The 20,926-nt window shown below is 60.4% G+C and carries 19 protein-coding genes; 15 read left to right on the top strand and 4 right to left on the bottom strand.

Going from position 1 to position 20,926, the window contains the following annotated elements; all coding sequences use genetic code 11:
- Positions 1–46: 46 nt before the first annotated feature.
- Complete coding sequence (gene gph, locus CCGE531_RS11040) at positions 47–721, bottom strand: phosphoglycolate phosphatase (RefSeq protein ID WP_120664192.1); 675 nt, start codon at positions 719–721, stop codon at positions 47–49.
- A gap of 196 nt (positions 722–917) precedes the next feature.
- Between gph and rpiA the strand changes: the two genes are divergently transcribed.
- From rpiA to CCGE531_RS11015, 5 genes are all read left to right on the top strand, one after another.
- Positions 918–1,619: a ribose-5-phosphate isomerase RpiA gene (rpiA, locus tag CCGE531_RS11035; protein ID WP_120664191.1), complete on the top strand. Its 702-nt coding sequence runs from the start codon at positions 918–920 to the stop codon at positions 1,617–1,619.
- Between the two features lie 13 nt (positions 1,620–1,632).
- On the top strand, positions 1,633–2,202 hold the full coding sequence (locus CCGE531_RS11030) for a DUF2059 domain-containing protein (protein WP_120664190.1): 570 nt from the start codon (positions 1,633–1,635) through the stop codon (positions 2,200–2,202).
- Positions 2,203–2,334: 132 nt separating this feature from the next.
- A complete protein-coding gene (gor, locus tag CCGE531_RS11025; RefSeq protein WP_120664189.1) occupies positions 2,335–3,720 on the top strand; it encodes a glutathione-disulfide reductase in 1,386 nt (461 codons plus the stop codon).
- Positions 3,721–3,875: 155 nt separating this feature from the next.
- Positions 3,876–5,249, top strand: a complete 1,374-nt coding sequence (locus tag CCGE531_RS11020) for a 3-deoxy-7-phosphoheptulonate synthase class II (protein ID WP_120664188.1) — start codon at positions 3,876–3,878, stop codon at positions 5,247–5,249.
- A 153-nt stretch (positions 5,250–5,402) separates the two neighbouring features.
- Positions 5,403–5,828 (top strand): GFA family protein, encoded by a 426-nt coding sequence (locus tag CCGE531_RS11015; protein ID WP_120664187.1) that lies wholly within the window; start codon positions 5,403–5,405, stop codon positions 5,826–5,828.
- 3 nt (positions 5,829–5,831) lie between these two features.
- Here the strand turns inward: CCGE531_RS11015 and CCGE531_RS11010 are convergent, their stop codons facing one another.
- Entirely contained in the window at positions 5,832–6,368 is a 537-nt protein-coding gene (locus CCGE531_RS11010) for a DUF1003 domain-containing protein (protein WP_120664186.1), read from the bottom strand.
- 253 nt (positions 6,369–6,621) lie between these two features.
- On the opposite strand from CCGE531_RS11010, the gene CCGE531_RS11005 reads away from it, so the two are divergent.
- The 5 genes from CCGE531_RS11005 to CCGE531_RS10985 all read left to right on the top strand — a co-directional run bounded on the left by CCGE531_RS11005 (position 6,622) and on the right by CCGE531_RS10985 (position 12,196).
- Positions 6,622–7,005, top strand: coding sequence for a VOC family protein (locus CCGE531_RS11005; RefSeq protein ID WP_120664185.1), 384 nt, complete (start codon positions 6,622–6,624; stop codon positions 7,003–7,005).
- 13 nt (positions 7,006–7,018) lie between these two features.
- Entirely contained in the window at positions 7,019–7,402 is a 384-nt protein-coding gene (locus tag CCGE531_RS11000; RefSeq protein WP_120664184.1) for a VOC family protein, read from the top strand.
- A gap of 342 nt (positions 7,403–7,744) precedes the next feature.
- On the top strand, positions 7,745–9,424 hold the full coding sequence (locus CCGE531_RS10995; protein WP_120666729.1) for an NAD+ synthase: 1,680 nt from the start codon (positions 7,745–7,747) through the stop codon (positions 9,422–9,424).
- A 28-nt stretch (positions 9,425–9,452) separates the two neighbouring features.
- Entirely contained in the window at positions 9,453–10,280 is an 828-nt protein-coding gene (locus CCGE531_RS10990) for a TolB family protein (RefSeq protein ID WP_120664183.1), read from the top strand.
- Positions 10,281–10,444: 164 nt separating this feature from the next.
- The gene (locus CCGE531_RS10985; protein ID WP_120664182.1) at positions 10,445–12,196 is read left to right on the top strand and encodes an ankyrin repeat domain-containing protein; all 1,752 of its coding nucleotides are present in this window, start codon (positions 10,445–10,447) and stop codon (positions 12,194–12,196) included.
- Positions 12,197–12,233: 37 nt separating this feature from the next.
- Here the strand turns inward: CCGE531_RS10985 and CCGE531_RS10980 are convergent, their stop codons facing one another.
- Together CCGE531_RS10980 and CCGE531_RS10975 are read right to left on the bottom strand one after the other, a co-directional pair.
- Entirely contained in the window at positions 12,234–12,986 is a 753-nt protein-coding gene (locus tag CCGE531_RS10980; protein WP_120664181.1) for a hypothetical protein, read from the bottom strand.
- 159 nt (positions 12,987–13,145) lie between these two features.
- The gene (locus CCGE531_RS10975; protein ID WP_120664180.1) at positions 13,146–15,461 is read right to left on the bottom strand and encodes an NADP-dependent malic enzyme; all 2,316 of its coding nucleotides are present in this window, start codon (positions 15,459–15,461) and stop codon (positions 13,146–13,148) included.
- Positions 15,462–15,675: 214 nt separating this feature from the next.
- On the opposite strand from CCGE531_RS10975, the gene CCGE531_RS10970 reads away from it, so the two are divergent.
- The 5 genes from CCGE531_RS10970 to CCGE531_RS10950 all read left to right on the top strand — a co-directional run bounded on the left by CCGE531_RS10970 (position 15,676) and on the right by CCGE531_RS10950 (position 20,921).
- Positions 15,676–16,431, top strand: coding sequence for a glycerophosphodiester phosphodiesterase family protein (locus CCGE531_RS10970; RefSeq protein WP_162943887.1), 756 nt, complete (start codon positions 15,676–15,678; stop codon positions 16,429–16,431).
- Between the two features lie 113 nt (positions 16,432–16,544).
- Positions 16,545–17,351: a UDP-2,3-diacylglucosamine diphosphatase gene (locus CCGE531_RS10965; RefSeq protein ID WP_120664178.1), complete on the top strand. Its 807-nt coding sequence runs from the start codon at positions 16,545–16,547 to the stop codon at positions 17,349–17,351.
- 165 nt (positions 17,352–17,516) lie between these two features.
- Positions 17,517–18,734 carry an MFS transporter gene (locus CCGE531_RS10960; protein ID WP_120664177.1) on the top strand — a complete coding sequence of 406 codons (1,218 nt, stop codon included), beginning with the start codon at positions 17,517–17,519 and terminating at the stop codon, positions 18,732–18,734.
- A 102-nt stretch (positions 18,735–18,836) separates the two neighbouring features.
- Complete coding sequence (locus CCGE531_RS10955) at positions 18,837–20,045, top strand: MlaE family lipid ABC transporter permease subunit (RefSeq protein WP_245458834.1); 1,209 nt, start codon at positions 18,837–18,839, stop codon at positions 20,043–20,045.
- 12 nt (positions 20,046–20,057) lie between these two features.
- Complete coding sequence (locus CCGE531_RS10950; protein WP_120664175.1) at positions 20,058–20,921, top strand: ATP-binding cassette domain-containing protein; 864 nt, start codon at positions 20,058–20,060, stop codon at positions 20,919–20,921.
- Positions 20,922–20,926 lie beyond the last annotated feature (5 nt).

Here is a 20,926-nt window from a genome sequence, read left to right as displayed (position 1 = left end):
AGAGCGGCCGAAACGCCGCTCTTTTTTGTTGGAGAGATCGAATATCTCAGGCGGCAAGCAGCCCCTCGACCAGCTCCGGCGTGAGCTCGTCGTAGTGATAGATGATGCGGTTCGGGCCGAGCGTTTCCACGCCGACGTCGGAATAGCCGAATGGGACGGCGACCGAAGGCACGCCGGCGTTGCGGGCGACGAGGATGTCGTTGATGCTGTCGCCGATCATGACGGTGCGGGCGATATCGCCGCCGGCGCGCTCGACGGTGCCGATCAGATGTTCGGCATGCGGCTTGCGCACGGTGAAGGTGTCACCGCCGGTGATGGCCTCGAAATATTGGGTCAGCTCGAGCCGGTCGAGAAGCGTGCGCGCAAGCGATTCCATCTTGTTGGTGCAGACGGCCAGTTTGTAGCCTTTGTTCCTTAGCGTCGTGAGGGCGGCCAGGAGCCCGGGATAAGGCTGTGTGACGCCCGGCATCGTCTCGGAATAATGGGTTATGAAGCGCTGCAGGAGAGCCGGCAATTCTTCCGACGTCAGCGCATAGCCGTGCAGCTTGCAGGCCCGTTCGATCATCACCTGCGCACCGTTGCCGACGAGATGCGTCACGTCGTCGTAGCTGACCGGCGGAAGCTCGAGCGCGGCAATCGTATGGTTGAGGCTGACGATGAGGTCCGCATGCGTGTCCAGCAGCGTGCCGTCGAGATCGAATACGACAAGGGGAGATTTCACGAGGAATCGGCCTTTGCAGAGAAAAGAGTACGTCTTCCGGAGTTAAAAGATCGCGCGGGCAATTGCAACCGAAGCACCCCGGAAGTCCCGGTGAAGAGGGGGCGGGGATTTCTATATCATGCCGTTATTTTGGCTTTCGTTTGGCTGGAGAGCCGTGTAAACAGCAGACCAACGTAACAACGGGAGCAGGTGGCGCATGGACGCCCGCCAGATGAAGATTGAGGCTGCGAGGGCGGCTCTGACCTATGTCGAAAGCGGCATGCGGCTTGGGATCGGCACCGGTAGCACGGCGGAGGAGTTCGTTCGACTGCTCGCCGAGAAGGTTGCTGCGGGCCTCGTGATAGAGGGCGTTCCGACCTCCGAACGGACGGCCAAGCTTTGCGTGGAGCTCGGCGTGCCGCTGAAAACGCTCGATGAACTCCCCGAGCTTGACCTTGTCATCGATGGCGCCGACGAAGTGGACGGCGCCCTGCGGCTCATCAAGGGCGCCGGCGGTGCGCTGCTGCGCGAAAAGATCGTCGCATCCTCCTCAGCGCGGATGATCGTGATTGCCGACGAAAGCAAGGTCGTAGAGACGCTCGGAGCGTTTCCGCTGTCGATCGAGGTCAATCCCTTCGGCCTCGTTTCCACGCGGATCCAGATCGAGAAAGCGGCCTTGCGTCTTGGCCTTTCCGGCGCGCTCAATCTGCGCCTCTCTCACGACAAGGCCTTCGTTACCGATGGCGGTCATTACATCGTCGACGCATCTTTCGGCCGTATTCCTGATGCAGAGGCGCTGTCGAGCGAGCTCTATTCGATTCCCGGCGTTGTCGAACACGGGCTCTTTATCCATATGGCGACATTAGCGATCATTGCCGGCCCCGCCGGTGCGCGTACGTTGCAGGCGAACAATACATAGGAGCACTCATCTCATGATCAAATTTGCGGGTCTTGGCCGTCTTGCCGCTGCAACCATCCTTCTTTCGGGCATTGCCTTCGGTTCCGTGAACGCTCAGGAAGTTTCCGAGGATCAGATCAAGGCTGCGCGCGCTGCGATCAATTCTCTGGGCATCACCAACCAGTTCGACAATATCCTGCCGAATCTCGCCGAGCAGCTGAAGAGCACGATGATCCAGGCAAACCCGAATTTCGGTGATGCGATCAACTCGACCGTCGATGCCACCGCTCTGGCGCTTGCTCCGCGTCGTGCCGATCTCGAGCGCGAAGCTGCGATCACTTACGCCAAGGCCTTCTCGGCCGACGAACTCAAGGCGATTGCCGATTTCTACAATTCGCCGGCTGGCAAGAAGCTCCTCAAGGATGGCCCGCTCGCCACCCGCGAGCTTTACAAGGCGGCCGACATCTGGAGCCAGGGTATTTCGCGCGATCTCGCGAAGCAGAGCAACGACGCTCTGCAGAAGGTCGTCAAGCAGCCCGTCGCAGCGCCGGACGCTGGTGCCGCCGCAGCGCAGCCCGCACAGAAGCCCGCACCGAAGCAGTAAGCAGCGGTTTTATCGTAGCAAATTCGAAGCCCGGACAGAGATCCGGGCTTTTCTTTTTGTATCGCGGCTCCCTATATGAGTGCGAACCCCCAATGATGCTTTTGCGCATGTTCATTTCGACAGGAGCCACCGATGCCTTCGTTTGATTTCGACCTTTTCGTGATTGGCGGCGGCTCCGGGGGCGTGCGTGGCGCGCGCGTCGCGGCTTCACTGGGCAAGAAGGTTGGTATCGCCGAGGAATACCGCTACGGCGGCACCTGCGTCATTCGCGGCTGCGTGCCGAAGAAGCTGTTCGTCTATGCGTCGCAGTACAGCGAGCATTTCGAGGATGCGGCCGGTTTCGGCTGGACAGTCGGCGAAAGCAGTTTCGACTGGAAGAAGCTGATCGAGGCGAAGGACAAGGAGATTGCCCGGCTGGAGGGCCTTTATCGCAAGGGGCTCGACAATGCCAAGGCCGAGATCTTCGACACCCGCGCCGAGCTGGTGGACGCCCACACGATCAAGCTTTTGAAGACCGGCCAGACCGTCACGGCGGAAACCATCGTGATCGCCACCGGCGGCCGGCCGAACCTGCATACGGCGCTGCCGGGACATGAGCTTTGCATCTCCTCGAATGAAGCCTTCCACTTGAAGGAACTGCCGAAGTCGATCCTGATCGCCGGCGGCGGCTATATCGCCGTCGAGTTCGCCAATATCTTCCATGGCCTCGGCGTCGAGACGACATTGATCTATCGCGGTGCCGAGATCCTGTCGCGCTTCGACCAGGACCTGCGTAAGGGCCTGCATGAGGCGATGGAGGAGAAGGGCATCCGCATTCTTTGCCACGACATCATTACGAGCGTGGAGAAGGTGGACAATGGGCTCAGCGTCCGCACCAAGAACGACAAGTCCCTGACGGTCGATACCGTCATGCTGGCGCTTGGCCGCACGCCGAATACCGAAAATCTCGGGCTTGAGGCAGCCGGCATTGCAATCAACGAACAGGGTGCCGTCGTCGTCGACGAATATTCGCGCACTTCCGTTGCGAACATCTATGCGCTTGGTGATGTCACCGACCGGGTACAGCTGACGCCGGTCGCAATCCACGAGGCCATGTGCTTCATCGAGACCGTCTACAAGAACAATCCGACCCGGCCGGATCATGAGCTGATCCCGACGGCCGTCTTTTCGCAGCCGGAGATCGGCACGGTCGGGTTGACGGAAGAAGAGGCGGCCAAGCGCTATCCGGAACTGGAAGTCTATCGCGCCCAGTTCCGGCCGATGAAGGCGACGCTTTCGGGCCGCGGCGATAAGATGATCATGAAGCTCATCGTCAATGCCGCCGACCGCAAGGTGATCGGCGCGCATATTCTGGGCCACGATGCCGGCGAGATGGCGCAGCTTCTCGGCATTCCCGTGAAGGCCGGCTGCACCAAGGACGATTTCGATCGCACCATGGCCGTGCACCCGACGGCCTCCGAAGAATTGGTGACGATGTATTCGCCGAGCTATCGCATTCGCAACGGCGAGCGCGTGTAAAGCGCCCGGCTTTCCGCAGGTTATCGGCTGCGTCACAAAAGATCAGCACAGTAGTTCGTGCGCCTTTGCAAGCGGGCGGCAAAGGTTTATAAGCGCGCGTTATTTACGATGACGGGACGCCCGGCCGTGACCGGGCGCACAAGCAGGTGAGTGAGATGGCACAGAATTGGACACCGAACAGTTGGCGGCAGAAACCGGTCCAGCAGGTGCCGGATTTTCCGGATAAGGCAGCGCTTGCGGAAACCGAAGCGCAGCTTGCAAGCTATCCGCCGCTCGTTTTTGCCGGTGAAGCTCGCCGCCTGAAGGCACATCTTGCCAACGTCGCAGAAGGCAACGGTTTCCTGCTGCAGGGCGGCGATTGCGCTGAAAGCTTCGCCGAGCACGGCGCGGACAACATCCGCGACTTCTTCCGCGCCTTCCTGCAGATGGCCGTCGTGTTGACCTTTGGCGCGCAGTTGCCGGTCGTCAAGGTCGGCCGTATTGCCGGTCAGTTCGCCAAGCCACGGTCCTCGAACATCGAAACGCAGAACGGTGTGTCTCTGCCGAGCTATCGCGGCGACATCATCAACGGCATCGACTTCACCGAAGAAGCGCGCATTCCCAATCCGGAACGTCAGTTGATGGCTTACCGCCAGTCTGCCGCGACGTTGAACCTGCTGCGCGCTTTCGCCATGGGCGGCTACGCCAATCTCGAAAACGTGCAGAAGTGGATGCTCGGCTTCGTCAAGGACAGCCCGCAGGGCGAGCGCTACCGCAAGCTTGCCGATCGTATCGGCGAGACCATGGATTTCATGAGGGCGATCGGCATCACCGCCGAGAGCAATGCGAGCCTGCGCGAGACCGATTTTTTCACCAGCCATGAGGCGCTGCTGCTTGGCTATGAAGAAGCGTTCACCCGCGTCGATTCCACGACCGGCGACTGGTATGCGACTTCGGGCCACATGCTCTGGATCGGCGACCGCACGCGCCAGGCCGATCACGCCCATGTCGAATATTTCCGGGGCATCAAGAACCCGATCGGATTGAAGTGCGGTCCCTCGCTACAGGCGGACGATCTCATCAACCTGATCGATATTCTGAACCCTGAGAACGAAGCCGGCCGCCTGACGCTGATCTGCCGTTTCGGCCATGACAAGGTTGCCGACAACTTGCCGCGTCTCATCCGCGCGGTCGAGAAGGAAGGCCGCAAGGTCGTCTGGTCCTGCGATCCGATGCACGGCAACACGATCACGCTCAACAACTACAAGACGCGTCCGTTCGAGCGTATCCTGTCGGAAGTGGAAAGCTTCTTCCAGATCCACCGCGCCGAGGGCACGCATCCGGGCGGCATCCATATCGAGATGACCGGCAAGGACGTAACCGAATGTACGGGCGGCGCCCGCGCCGTCGGCGCCGAGGATCTGCAGGATCGCTACCACACGCATTGCGACCCGCGCCTAAACGCCGACCAGGCGCTTGAGCTGGCCTTCCTGCTTGCCGAGCGGATGAAGGGCGGCCGCGACGAAAAGCGTATGCGAGCTCACGGCTGAGCGAACGCGGAGCCGACATTCATCAGACGGGCTGGCCTACCGCCGGCCCGTCTGCGTTTGTGGCGGATCAATCCGGCTGAAAGACGTTTCATTTCTTTGAGATTGACCCGGAGATCATTCTCGGGAAGGCTCCTCGGAAAAAGGGGAGCGATCATGACAGACGAACACGGCGGAGCCTGCCTTTGCGGCGGCGTGCGTTTCCGGACACGCGGCAAATTGCGCGAGGTGGTGGCCTGCCATTGCTCGCAGTGCCGCAAGCAGACCGGGCTCTATTACGCCGCGACCAACGTGCCGATCGCCAGCCTTGCGATCGAAGGGGAAGACGCGATCACATGGTATCGCGCCAGCGCGTTCGCCCGCCGTGGCTTCTGCAGGATCTGCGGCTCGGCCCTATTTTGGGCAGCCGACGGTGTGGACGAAATATCGATCATGGCAGGGCTGTTCGATCAGCCGAGCGATCTTGAGATCGCCTATCATATCTATTGCGCCGACAAGGGTGACTACTATGAGATCAGCGATGGACTGCCGCAGTATCGGCAGGGGCGACCCGGATTGCTGACGGCCGGCCCCTCCGACTGACACTCAGATGCCGCTTTTCTCGGCAACAAGCTTGCTCAGCTTGGCGATGTCTTCGCGCACGACCGCAAGCTCCGTCAGCACCTGCATGTCGATCTTCTGGTGCAGGGACAGCACTTCCAGTTCCGCCTTGAGATTGACCTCATAATCCTTGGCGGCCTCGAATCGGTCGCGTTCGGCCTGACGGTTCTGCGACATCATGATGATCGGTGCCTGGATGGCGGCGAGCATCGAGAGGACAAGGTTCAGGAAGATAAAGGGGTAGGGGTCGAAGGCGCGCGTGGCGAGAAGAATGGTGTTGACGATGCACCAGAACACCAGGAACACCAGAAAGGTGATGATAAAGGACCAGGAGCCGCCGACGCGGGCGATACCGTCCGCCAGACGCTGCCCCGTGGAAGCTTCCGCCGAGAGGGCCGCGTTGATGTCGGTGGATATGATTTTTCGTTCATGCGCCTTCTTGAGAACGCGCTTCTCGATGTCACCCAGTTCATCCGCCGTCTTGTCGAAATGCAGATGAACGAAGTTGGGAAGGTTATACATGGCGGGCTCCGAGGTCCTGGTGGCATTGGGCGCAACTATTCGACCAAAACGCAAAAATGCAATAACGGATGAGTTTCCACGGCTAGCTAGCCTGTGACATCGTCGTATCACGGAGCGATGAGAACCGGCCGGCGACGCGAATTGCCTTCGGTTTGGTCCGCGGGCAAAGCCGATTTTCGGTGTCCGTGGTTCATGGTTAGTATATGTTGAATTTTCTGGTCCGTCCGATCCACTTCATGGAGACAGTTGGGTCATGCCCGCGCCTGTTGTTCACTTCGAGATAATCGGCAAGGATCCTGTTCGACTGCGCCGTTTCTACAACGCGCTTTTTGGCTGGGATGGCGAAATTTCACCAACCTCCGATCTGGTATCCGATGTTGGCCAATACACCTTCATCGATCCCCTTCCGGTTCCCGATGCGCCAGGCCCCGCCGGTGGCATTGGCGGCGGGCCGAACTTCGCTCCGAATATTCTGTTCTATGTTGCGGTCCCGGATGTGGGCGTCGCCCTGAACCGGGTTGAAGAGCTGGGAGGATCACGCCTTCTCGGGCCTGCGCCAACACCGGGCGGGCAGCTTGTCATCGGGCGCTTCACGGATCCAGAAGGCAATCTGGTCGGTGTCGCCGGACCGAAGTGAAGGGCTGCCTGCCATGATCGACCACACCGGCATTGGCGTCGCGGATGTCGCTCGCTCGGCCGTGTTCTATGATGCCGTATTCAAGGCACTCGGAATCCGCCGGTTCATGCAGCTCCCACCCGAAACGGGCGCGGACGCGGTGGGCTACGGCAACGACTTTCCGATCTTCTGGATCGACCGCTTTCACCCACACAGTATCAAGCAACATACGGCCTTCGTCGCGCGGAGCCGCGAACAAGTGGACGCATTCCATGCCGCCGCATTAAGGGCTGGAGGCGCGGATAACGGAGTCCCGGGCCTACGCGAGGCACCCGTAGGCACAAAACCACCGGGCTACTACGCCGCCTTTGTGTTCGATCCGGACGGCAATAATATCGAGGCCGTTTTCAGGTTTTGATAGGTCCAGATCCGGCTCCAAGCCGTCATCCGGGTCTTTCGCTCAGTTTATGGGTTCTGACCCTAGAGCAGCGGACTTCTGTCTCGCTGCGCCGATCTTCTGGAAGAGGGCAAGCCTACCCGATAGGGCGGACTCGATGACCAGTGCGATCAAAGCTTTCTCCAAATGCTATAAAGTATTCATATAATTGTCATGCTTCTGTCGTGAACAGCGAATGGACCGCAAGGCAGGCTTAGTATTTTTCCGTGTAGAAATACGGCCTATGCGCGTTGCGCGATCTTTGATGCCTGCGGGCGGCGGAAGTCGGTTGCGGAAGGAAGATGCCATCGCTAAATGTATGGCATGACAGAGCAAAGCCCGATCACCAACACCATCCGTATCGCCGTCGCGCAGCTCAATCCGACGGTCGGTGACATCTCAGGCAATCTCAGCAAGGCGCGTGAAGCGCGCGCCGAGGCGGCGCGTGAAGGCGCGCAGATCGTCTTGCTGACGGAGTTGTTCATTTCCGGCTATCCGCCGGAAGATCTCGTGTTGAAGCCGGCCTTCATTCGCGGTTGCTGGAAAGCGGTGGAAAGCCTGGCGGCCGATACCGCCGATGGCGGCCCCGGCGTCATCATCGGTTTTCCTCGGCAGGACGAGACCGGCCGCTATAATTCGATTGCCGTGCTCGATGGCGGCAAGGTGATTGCGGTCCGCGACAAAGTGGACCTGCCGAATTACGGCGAATTCGACGAAAAACGCGTCTTCGATCAAGGCTCTATGCCGGGTCCGGTCAATTTCCGTGGCGTGCGGCTGGGTATCCCGATTTGCGAGGACATCTGGGGCGAGCTCGGCGTCTGCGAGACGCTGGCCGAAAGCGGCGCGGAAATCCTGCTGTCGCCGAACGGCTCGCCCTATTATCGCGGCAAGGTCGATGTGCGCCATCAGGTGGTGCTGAAGCAGGTCATCGAGACCGGCCTGCCGATGATCTATGCCGCGCAGCTTGGCGGCCAGGACGAACTGGTTTTCGATGGCGCGAGCTTCGGCTTCAATGCCGACAGGACTCTGGCCTTCCAGATGAGCCAGTTCGAAACCGCGCTGACGGTGACGACTTGGAAGAAGAATGGCGGCGGCTGGCATTGCGCCGAGGGTCCGAAGGCGCATATTCCGGAAGGCGAGGAAGCCGATTATCGCGCCTGCCTGCTGGGCTTCCGCGACTATGTGAACAAGAACGGCTTCAAGTCGGTCGTGCTCGGCCTCTCCGGTGGCATCGACTCGGCGATCTGCGCCGCGATCGCCGTCGATGCGCTCGGTGAGGAGCGTGTCCGCACCGTCATGCTGCCCTATCGCTATACGTCGCAGGATTCGTTGAAGGATGCGGCCGATTGCGCCAAGGCGCTCGGCTGCCGCTACGATATCGTGCCGATCGAGGATCCTGTCACCGGCTTTGCCACGGCTTTGTCCGATCTGTTCGAGGGCACAGAAAGCGGCATCACCGAGGAAAACCTGCAGAGCCGTGCGCGCGGTACCATCCTGATGGCGATCTCCAACAAGTTCGGCTCGATGGTGGTGACGACGGGCAACAAGTCCGAAATGTCGGTTGGATACGCCACGCTCTATGGCGACATGAATGGCGGCTTCAACCCGATCAAGGATCTCTACAAGATGCAGGTCTATGCGCTGTCGCGCTGGCGCAACCTGCATGTGCCGCCCGGCGCGCTCGGTCCGTCAGGCGAGGTGATCCCTTACAACATCATCGACAAGGCGCCTTCCGCCGAGCTGAGGCCGAACCAGACGGACCAAGATTCGCTTCCGCCCTATCCGGCGCTTGACGATATCCTCGAATGCCTGGTGGAAAAGGAAATGTCGGTCGAGGAGATCGTGGCGCGCGGCCATGATGTCGCGACCGTGCATCGTGTCGAACACCTGCTCTATCTCGCGGAGTATAAGCGCCGCCAGTCGGCGCCGGGCGTGAAGATCACCAAGAAGAATTTCGGCCGCGACCGCCGCTATCCGATCACCAACCGGTTCCGCGATCGCTGATCGCGCCTCCGACGCAGGAAGAGGACGAATGCGCAGCTCGGTCGAGATCTACAATATCCGCACCGGTGAGAACCGGGTGGTCTGGCAAACGGACGAGCTGGTCGAGGCGCCGAACTATTCGCCTGACGGACGCTATCTGCTGCTGAATGGAGAAGGATTGCTGTATCGGCTGCCTCTGGACGGCAGCGGCGATGTTGCGCGCGTCGACACCGGCTTTGCGACGCGATGCAACAACGACCACGGGATTTCGCCCGATGGCTCGCTGATTGCCATTTCCGACAAGACCGAGCATGGCAAGGCCTGCATCTATGTGCTCCCGGCCGAGGGTGGCACGCCTCGGCAAGTTACGACCAATCTGCCGTCCTATTGGCATGGCTGGTCGCCCGACGGGCGGCGCTTCTCTTACTGCGGCATTCGCGATGATGTTTTCGATATCTATACGATCTCGATCGACGGCGGCGAGGAGACGCGCCTGACGCATGGCGAGGGCCGCAATGATGGGCCGGATTTCTCCGCTGATGGGCAATGGATCTATTTCAATTCGAGCCGCACCGGCCTGATGCAGATCTGGCGCATCCATCCCGACGGCACCGGGCTGCAGCAGGTGACCCATGACAATTACGGCAACTGGTTTGCGCATCCGTCGCCTGACAACAACAAGGTCGTGCTGATCTCCTATGACCCCGATGTCTTCGATCACCCGCGCGATCTGAATGTGCGGATGCGATTGATGGACATGGATGGCGGCAACCTCACGACGCTGTTCGAGCTCTTCGGCGGGCAGGGATCGATCAATGTGCCGAACTGGTCACCGGATGGTGATGCCTTTGCCTATGTACGGTATGAGCCGGGCTGATCTCTGGACAGATTGCAACCGGCGCTATAGATCTGGATGCGTTCACAGGGCGCATCCGATCCGCGGGAAGGGCAAGGCCCACCTGATGCATGTAGAATGAGACTGCCACACCTCTTTTCAGTCTGTGGGCGCGGATACCGGACGTAAATGGAAGGAGGTCTACCGTGACTACGCGCTCTTTGGCCGTTGACGCCACTCTCGATTCCCTGAAAAAGCAGGCCAAGTCTTTCCTCAAGGCCGTACAGGCCGGAGATGCTTCGGCACGCAGCCGCGTTGCGCCGTATTTTGCCGACATCGCCAGCGTCGGGCTCCAGGACATTCAGCTCGTTCTTGCCCGCGAATTCGGCTTTTCGAGCTGGACCAAACTCAAGGCGCATCTGGAGAGCGGCGATCGCAAGCAGGTTTCGCCAGATCAGCTCGCCAACCGCTTCCTGTCGCTTGCGACGGTTTCCTACTTTGCCAATATTCCGGCCGATCCCGCGCGGTTCGATGAGGCGCTACAACTGCTGGAGGCAAACCCGGAGATCGCCGGAGAAAGCATCCATGTCGCCGCCGCGCTCGGCGATGCGGACGGCATCGGTCGCTGGCTTGATCGCCAGCCGCAACTTCTTGACCGCAAGGGCGGGCCGCATGATCTGACGCCGCTGATGTACGCCGCCTACGCTCGCGTGCCGGGTCGTTCCAGCCTGCCGGCCGCCCGCGAGCTTGTCAGGCGCGGGGCCGACGTCAACGCGTTTTTCCTCGATGGAGGACAGTACCGGTTCACCGTGTTGACCGGCGTCTTCGGCGAGGGCGAGGCGGGGAAACTCCGCCAGCCACAGCATCCGGAGTGCGAGGCGTTCGCGCGGCTGCTGCTGGAAGCGGGTGCCGAAGCCAATGACAGCCAGGCGCTCTATAACCGGATGTTCGAGCCGGACAATACCTGCCTGGAATTGCTGCTGGAATACGGCTTGTCGGCGAAGGATACCAACAATTGGCTGGTGCGCGAGGACGGCAGGTTTGTCGCCAACTCGCAGACCGTTTTCGATTATCAGCTCGCATGGGCGCTGGAACATCGCATGGGCGCGCGGGTGCGCCTGCTGGTGGACCATGGCGCCGATGTCCTGAAGGCCGTCAACGGCCGAACGCCGTTCGAATGGGCTCGCCTGGGCGGTGATAAGGAGTTGATGCTGCATCTCGTGCGGAAGGGGGCGGTGGCGGTTCGCCTGAAACGCGAGGACTGGGTCTATATTCAAATTCGGCAGGAAGCGCGCGATGCAACGGCCGATCCGGCGACAATTGTCGAGCACATAAAGAGAATGGCGCATGATCTCGACATTCCCGAAGCGATGCGCCGATCTCATCCCGCCATGTTGCATGAGGCGGCCGGTGAAAATAACCTGCGGGCCGTTCGCCTCATGCTGGCTTTGGGTCTCGACGTCGATGCGATGACCAGCCGCACGCCGCTGCATGAGGCAGCGCTTCACGGTCATATCGACATGGCCAGGCTGCTGATCGAACATGGGGCCGATACCACCATTCGCGATCCCTATTTTTATTCCGGCGCGATCGGCTGGGCCGAATATAATGGCGAGCCCGCGATGGTCGAGTTTCTGAAGGCATATCCGCTCGATATGTTCGCCGCTGCTGCCTACGGTCAACTCGACCAGTTGGCCGAATTTCTTGACGAGCACCCGGAACAGCTGAATATCCGCTTTGGCGATTTCCGTCCGCGCGGGCAGGTCTCTGATCGCGATTGGATGACGCCCCTCGGCTTTGCCATCGCCAACGGGCGTGTCGACACGGTGCGCCTCCTATTGGAGCATGGCGCGGATCGCTCGGTCAGAGATGCCTCCGGACGGTCCTATCGTGATCTCGCAGAGGAAGAGGGAGACGAGGCCATCGTCTCTCTGCTGCGCCAGCCCGGAATGGCCTGAAGGCGATAAGGTAGAGCGGCCAAGCGAGACGCCCGGCCTATTCGGTCGGCTGCGGGCCGGCTGCCTTCGGATGCTTTAGGTCCATGCTGCCCTGATCGGTCGCGAGAAATTGCGGCCCGACCTGGCGGACCTTGTTTGCGGACGGATCGTAGGGCCGGTCCGGCGGAAACTGCTGCGGTGCGGCTTGTGTCACCGCCGGCGCTTTCGCTGCCGGCGCCTGCTTCTGCTCCAGGCTGGAGTTCTTCTGGAGCCTCGGCGTTTCGATGACGGTAATGGAGCTTTCCGGCCGCGCCAGGGATTGCTGATCCGGCGCATAGGCATCCAGCTTCGTGCGGGTATCAATAACGATATCCGGCGTTGCCGAAGCCGGCAGGCTGCAGCCGTTCCGCTGCATCGCGTCCAGCAGCTGCCGGCGCTGCATGGCGACGTCATCGACGCGGCCGACGCTTTCCTCGCGTTGATCCATCAGCGTGGCGAGATCATCCCGCATCTGTTCCAAAGACATTCGCTTGTCGTCGCAGGCGCCCTGATTGTCCTGCCCGCCGAACGTCGTATCATCATCCTCCGCGCAGCCCTGGTTGCGCAGATCGCTCATCGTCCGGCGGATCAACAGGTTCTGCTGCACGATCGCCCGCGAGAGCTGGCGTGTTTCCTGGCTCGCGCCGATCACTTCATCGATGTCTACATAGCGGCCGCGCAATTCGTCGCAGAAATTCACCTGCGCGACGCTCGGCGTGGCCGTCAGCAGGGACAACAGGGCAATGGAAAAAAGGTTGGTGCCGCGGTTCACGGTTCGGCTCTCGAAAGCGGTTGGACGTCGCTCAAGATTACACGCTGTAGCTTAACAACGTATCCATGAAAACGCATGGATTTCGAGAGGATTTTTACCAAATTGCAGCTCGCAGCCGCCCGATGACGGCTGCGAGAATTTTGCCTGGAGCATCCGGCGCTAGACGAGCTGCGATGCCTCGACCACGGCGAGAGCCGCCATGTTGACCACGCCGCGGGAGGTGACCGAGGGCGAGAGAATGTGGGCCGGAAGCGCCGTACCGAGCAGGATGGGGCCGACATGCAGGCCGTCGGTTATGGTTTTGACCACGCCGAGCGTGATGTTGGCCGCATCGAGGTTCGGGAAGACGAGCAGGTTCGCCTCGCCCGAGAGCGCGCTGTCCGGCATGACATGGCGGCGCAGGCTTTCGGAGATGGCGCTGTCGCCATGCATTTCACCATCGACTTCCAGCTCCGGCGCTGCCTGGCGAACGAGAGCAAGAGCATTGCGCATTTTGGTGGCGCTTTCCGATTCCCGCGAGCCGAAGTTTGAGTGCGAGACGAGGGCGGCGCGCGGCGTGATGCCGAAGCGCTTGATCTCCTCCGCCGCAAGCACCGTCGACTCGGCGATTTCCTCGGCGCTCGGATTGAACGTCACGTAGGTATCGGCATAGAAGGTTGCGCCGCGCTGCGAGATGAGCAGGCTGAGCGCGGAAAAGTCCCGGACATCCGGCCGCTTGCCGATAATCTGGCGGACGATGCGCAGATGGCGCTCATAGCGGCCTTCGAGGCCACAGATCAGCGCATCGGCTTCGCCGCGCTTCAGGGCCAGCGCGCCGATAACCGTCGTGTTGGTACGAACGATCGTTCTTGCAGCCTCGGGAATGACGCCGCTGCGGCCGACGAGCGAGAAATAAAGCTCGACATATTCACGGAAGCGCGGATCGTCTTCCGGGTTGATAACGGCGAAGTCGGTATGCGGACGGATCTTGAGGCCGTAGCGCTTCAGGCGGGTCTCGATGACGGAGGGCCGGCCGATCAGGATCGGCACCGCAGTGCCTTCTTCGAGCAGAACCTGGGCGGCGCGCAGCACGCGCTCGTCTTCGCCTTCGGAGAAGACCACGCGCTTGCGCTCAGAAATCTTCGCGGCGGCGAAGATCGGCTTCATGATAAAACCGGAGCGGAAGACGAAGCGGTTGAGCTCGTCCATATAGGCGTCGAAATCGGTGATTGGGCGCAGCGCCACGCCGCTTTCGGCGGCGGCTTTCGCCACAGCCGGAGCGATGCGCAGGATCAGGCGTGGATCGAAGGGCGAGGGGATCAGGTAGTTCGGCCCGAAGACCAGCGTTTCGCCGGTATAGGCGCGGGCGGCCACGTCCGAGGGTTCCTCGCGAGCGAGCGAGGCGATGGCGCGAACGGCGGCCATCTTCATTTCCTCGTTGATCGTCTTGGCGCCGCAATCGAGCGCGCCACGGAAGATGTAGGGGAAGCAGAGTACGTTGTTCACCTGGTTGGGGAAATCCGAACGGCCGGTGCAGATCATCGCGTCGGGACGAGCAGCGCGGGCGAGGTCGGGCATGATTTCCGGTGTCGGGTTGGCGAGCGCCATGATCAGCGGCTTTTCCGCCATCTGTTCCAGCAGTTCGGGCTTCAGCACGCCCGCGGCCGAAAGGCCGAGGAAGACGTCGGCGCCGGGAATGGACTCGGCAAGCTCACGCTTGTCGCTATCCTGAGCGTAGACGGACTTCCATTCGTCCATCAGAACGTTGCGATCCTTGTAGACCAGGCCCTCGATGTCGTGGACCCAGATGTTCTCGCGCTTGGCGCCGAGTATGACGAGCAGGTTCAGGCAGGCGAGCGCGGCAGCACCGGCGCCCGAGGCGACGATCTTGACCTCTTCGATCTTCTTGCCGGCCAGTTCCAGCCCGTTGAGGATGGCGGCGGCGACGATGATGGCGGTGCCGTGCTGATCGTCGTGGAAAACCGGGATTTCCATCTTTTCGCGCAAGCGACGTTCGACATCGAAGCATTCCGGCGCCTTGATATCCTCAAGGTTGATGCCGCCAAAGGTCGGCTCGAGTGCCGAAATCGTGTTGACCATCTCGTCGACGGTGGGAGCGGCGACTTCGATGTCGAAGACATCGATGCCTGCAAACTTCTTGAACAGAACGGCCTTGCCTTCCATCACGGGCTTGGAGGCGAGCGGACCGATATTGCCGAGGCCAAGGACCGCCGAACCGTTGGAAATCACGGCAACGAGATTGGCACGCGACGTGTAATAGGCTGCCGTCTCGGGATTGTCGCGAATGGCGAGGCAGGGTGCGGCAACGCCCGGCGAATAGGCAAGTGCCAGATCGCGCTGGTTGCCAAGCGGCTTGGTGGCCTGGATTTCGAGCTTGCCGGGGCGGGGATAGCGATGAAAATAAAGCGCCTGTTCGTCGAAATCGCCACTTGCCATGTTCTTGGCTGCCTTCGAAGTGTCGTGCGTATTATCCATCTCGCGGTCTCCATTCCTGCCTGCGCTTGAGTCCCTCCATACAACAATCGTTTGGCGTTCACAGTATGCAATTGACGTCCTGGAGCGTTTTGCAGCGACAAAGTCTTTGATTGGCCGCCGCAGCGTCGCGTTGTCGCAAGCAGGATTGGCCGCCCGCGACGTCACAAGGGGGTCACCGCGCGGGCTTATGAGGACCGCAGGCAGAGGATCTCCAATGACTTTTATTGCTTCTCATCGCGGCGGCGCGCATCTGTGGCCTGAAAACACCAGGCTTGCCTTTTCGAAAACAGCCCAGCTCGAAGTCGATCTTGTCGAATTCGATGTCCACCAGACACGAGATGGCAGACTGGTCGTCCATCATGACGCGCTGATCGACAGGATGACGGACGGCAAGGGTGCCATCGCCGATCTCACTTACGAGGAATTGACCCGTTATGTGGTGATAGGAAGTGGCGGCGAGACCATTCCTACCCTCTTGGAAACAATCGATATCTTCGGACCATCCGTTGTCGATCTCCGGTTGGAGATCAAGACGAAGGCGGACGGTAAGCCCTATGAGGGGATGGAGGGCCGCATCGTCGACGAGCTGATCGCAACCGGGATGCTGACGCGGACGATGGTGACCAGTTTCGCTCTGCCGCGTCTTGAGGCGTTCGTTGCGGCGCTCAATGAACGAGGCTTGAATGCCGGAGAGCTGCTCGGTTTCATCTTTCTTTGCTCGCCTCAGACGGCGGCGCAGCTTGGATGGCAGGGGATCATCGCCGCTCTGCGCATCGGCGGCGTGCGTGAGATAGCTGTGCGTGCCGATGCTTTGGACGCAGGGCTCGTGGAGTTTTTTCGGAGCCGCGATGTGACGGTGCATGGCTGGGCGGCACATACGAGCGAAGCGGCGCATTCGATGTTTCGCCTTAGTATTGCCAGTTTTACGACCGACCGACCGGATCTCGCCATAGCAGCAAAACGTGGCTGATCTGGCCCGATATGCCGCCAAACACAGGGTTTGTCATCTTCCTGAAACACGAGTCTGGTCTTGGATTAGTCAAGGTAGGATAGGGCACGGACAAAAAGTTCGTGAATGAAAACATGGACACCCGGCGATTCCGAACACTGTTCATCTCTGACGTGCACCTCGGCTCGAAGGCCGCCAAGGTGGACTTTCTGCTCGACTTTCTGCGCCATCACGAAGCCGACACCATCTTCCTTGTCGGCGATATCATCGATGGGTGGCGCCTGAAGCGAAACTGGTATTGGCCGCAGGATTGCAATGACGTGGTGCAGAAGCTTCTGCGCAAGGCGCGCAAAGGCACGCGCATCATCTATATCCCCGGCAATCATGACGAATTCCTGCGCGATTTCCCCGGCACGCATTTTGGCGGCATCGAGGTGGCGCAGCGCGCCATGCACGAGACTGCCGACGGGAAGAAGTATCTCGTCCTGCATGGTGACGAATTCGACGTCGTCGTCCGCAACGCGCGCCTGCTCGCCTATCTCGGCGACTGGGCCTATGACATGGCCATCCTGATCAACATCGGCCTTGCCGCGGTGCGTCGTCGCTTGAACATGCCCTACTGGTCGTTCTCGGCCTGGGCAAAGCTGCAGGTCAAGCATGCCGTTAACTTCATCGGCGAATTTCAGCGTGTCGTTGCCGATGAGGCCAGACGCAACGATGCCGATGGCGTTATCTGCGGTCATATCCACCATGCCGTCATCGAGGATCTCGGCGGCGTGCGCTATATCAATACCGGCGACTGGGTGGAAAGCTGCACTGCGATCGCCGAACATGAAGACGGCACGTTCGAACTGATCACTTGGCGGAGCATTCTCGAGACGCAGCCGGCCGGCTCGCCTGCCGAGGAAATGCCGCGGCCGCTCGGTGCTCAGGCGGCCTGAGCCGCCTCTTTTCACGGGCTTGATACTGGCCTGTCATAATTATTGATCGTCGCGGAGCGTCTGTAGCTTCGGATTTTCCGAAACGTTACGGTTTTGGCCATTTCTCGCCATAGTCGTATTCTCGATAGCATGATAGGGACAAATCAGTTCCCCTTCAGGTCTGTCATGATTCCCGCGATCAAGTCCTTCCAGGGCGAGGGTGCGCCTCCCTATTTCCGCTTGCGCACCGCCTTGTCCTATTGCGCACCGTTATTCGTGAACGGAATTGCCCTGCCGTTCTTTCCCGTCTGGCTGGCCGGGCTGAATTTCAACGACCACGAGATCGGTCTCGTGATCGCGATCCCCATGGTCGTACGCGTCCTGGTGACGCCCGTCATCGCCGTGCTTGCGGATCATATGACGGAGCGTGCCGATGTGTTGCTGTGGTCCGGCGCTTTGTCGCTTCTGACGGCGATCGCGCTCTACTGGGCCAGCGACTTCTGGCCGGTGCTTCTGGTCTACGGCATTCAGGGTGCAACCTATGCGCCATATGTGCCGGTGGTGGAGTCCATCGCCATGTCGGGTGTGCGCCGCTGGGGCTTCGACTACGGCTCGATGCGGGTGTGGGGATCGATCACATTCATCCTGTCGACCCTTCTTGGCGGTCAATTGATCGGCATGTGGGGCGGCGCGACGGTACTGCCTGTCATGGTGGCCGGTTTCATTCTGACGACGCTGATGGGCCTGTTTGCTCCGCGCATCGGGCCGACGCGCCGCCGCAACCAGCCGATCAATTTGCAGCCGCCGACCGGAAACTTGCGGTCCCCGCAGCTGCTCGTCACCATGATCGGGGTATCGATACAGCAGTCGAGCCATGCGATGCTCTATACGTTCGCGTCGATCTATTGGCGCAAGCTGGGCTTTTCCGGCGCCGAGATCGCCATCCTCTGGAGCATCGGCGTTGCGGCCGAGGTGATGGTCTTCTTCCTCTCGAAAAAGCTGAGCCGACGGTTCAGCGCGTGGACGCTGATCTTTTTCGGTTCGACCATGTGCATCCTGCGCTGGGTTCTGTTTCCGATCAATTTCGGTTTCATGGGCTATTTCGCCTTGCAGTGTTTTCATTCCTGCACCTATGCCTGCGTCCATACCGGCATCCAGCGCCGCATCGTCGCCTCGGTCCATGAAACGCAGGAATCGTCGGCTCAGGGCGCCTATTACTTCTATAATGGCATGTTCCTCGGCCTGATGACGCTGGCATCCGGCTATCTCTATGCCTGGCTGGATCTCGAAAGCTATTACGTCATGGCCGGCATTGCCGCTTTAGGCCTGGGCATGGTCATTTTTGCCTATGGGCTGCGGGCGGGGAAGCCGGCGATGGGCGGGGGCGCTCACGGCGTGTCGTAACGCGGTGCAACAAATTCATTTGGATATCAAAAAGCCGTGACATATGTTGGCGCCGGCGCGAGATGGAGATTCCCTGCCTAGTCGGTGTATGAAGCATTGACCATGCGGGCTCTCCGAGTCGGCGCATGTTGTGCCAGATTTGAAAGACGCGTGAATTTGAAAGCGGCCGAACAAAAGTCCGATGCACCGAGGATCGACGATGCGCCCGAGGGCGCGGGTCATCGCTATCGGCTGGAGGGCAATTGGCGTAGCGCCAATGTGCACGGCGTGCTGCGGCAGATCGAGCAGCTGTCGAAGCGCAGCTCCGGCGGCGAAGTCGTGATCGATCTTTCCGGGCTTTCGGATGTCGACACGGCGGGTGCGCTGCTGATCCGCCGGCTCAAGGAAAGCCAGGAAGCACATAAGGCCCACGTCGCGATCGAAGGCTCCAATCCGCATATCGACGAATTGCTAACGGCATTCGATGAAGATCCCGATGCTGAGGCCGGAGAGCCAAAACCGAAGACATCGTTGGCGGAGCGGATTCTCGCGCCGATCGGCAAGAGCGTCTACGAGATCTGGGGCAATCTTGTCGCCGCCATGTATATATTGGGTTCGGCCGTGCGCGGTGCGCAGCTCAAATTCGGGCGCGGCAGCGGCGTTTCGCCGGCGTCGATCGTCAACCAGATCGACCACATGGCGGTGCGCGCGGTTCCGATCATCCTGCTGATGTCATCGCTGATCGGCGCCATCATCGCGCAGCAGGGCGCTTTCCAGCTGCGCTATTTCGGCGCTGAAGTCTTCGTCGTCGATCTGGTCGGCATCCTGCAATTGCGCGAAATCGGCGTGCTTTTGACCGCGATCATGATCGCCGGCCGCTCCGGCAGCGCAATCACCGCGGAAATCGGCTCGATGAAGATGCGCGAGGAAGTCGACGCGCTGAAGGTTATGGGCCTGAACCCTATCGGTGTGTTGATTTTCCCGCGGCTGGTGGCATTGACGGTGGCTTTGCCCTTGCTGACGGTCCTTGCCAACTTCGCTTCGCTTTTCGGCGCCGCGATGGTCGCCTGGGGCTATTCCGGCATCACTTTTGCGACCTTCATCTCCCGCCTGCATGAGGCGATCAGCCTGTCGACGGTCATTTCGGGCATGATCAAGGCGCCGTTCATGGCGCTGGTTATCGGCATCGTCGCGGCGGTGGAGGGACTGAAGGTCGGAGGCAGTGCCGAATCCCTTGGCCAGCACGTGACCTCGGCGGTGGTGAAGTCGATCTTCGTCGTCATTCTGATGGACGGGCTCTTTGCCATGTTCTACGCAGCAATCGACTTCTGAGGAATGGCAGGGATGAGCGCGCTTCACTCGGAAATTCCGCTGCAGAAAGATGAGCATGGCCGCGATATCGTGCTGTCGGCACAGGATGTCACCGTCGCTTTCGGATCGAAAGTCGTTCTGGATAAATTGAACCTGAATATTTATCGCGGCGAAATCCTGGGTTTCGTCGGGGCTTCCGGCGCGGGCAAATCGGTGCTGCTGCGCACGGTGCTGCGGCTGCTGCCACGGCGCTCGGGCAAGATCGAGATCCTCGGTGAGGACTATGACACGCTCTCCGAGCCGGAGCGAAACCAGCTCGACATGCGGCTAGGCGTCCTCTTCCAGCAGGGCGCGCTGTTTTCGTCCCTGACGGTGAAGGAAAACATCCAGGTACCGATGCGGGAATATCTCGATCTGCCGCAGGAGATGATGGACGAACTGGCGCTGATGAAGATCCGCATGGTAGGTCTCGCCGCGGATGCCGCCGACAAATATCCTTCCGAGCTTTCCGGCGGCATGATCAAGCGCGCAGCGCTGGCGAGAGCCCTGGCGCTCGATCCGGACCTCGTTTTCCTCGACGAGCCGACGTCCGGCCTCGATCCGATCGGTGCCAGCGAATTTGACGAGCTGATCGCCAGGCTGCGCGACACGCTCGGCCTGACCGTTTATATGGTGACTCACGACCTCGACAGCCTGTTTTCCGTCTGCGACCGTATTGCTGTCCTCGGACAGAAGCGGGTATTGGTGGAAGGTACGGTCGAGGACATGCTCGCCTGCGATGACCCCTGGGTGCAATCCTACTTCAGGGGAAAGCGCGCACGTTCGATCGTGCCGCGGGAAGACATCAGGGGGCACAACGACGACAAAGGCGCAAGCGCCAACGGCCGCGAGAAGTGACTGGA

Origin of the sequence: Rhizobium sp. CCGE531, assembly GCF_003627795.1 — a bacterium.
GTDB lineage: Bacteria > Pseudomonadota > Alphaproteobacteria > Rhizobiales > Rhizobiaceae > Rhizobium.
Note: the sequence above shows the minus strand (reverse complement) of the source record. Positions and strands in the feature narration are given on the sequence as shown.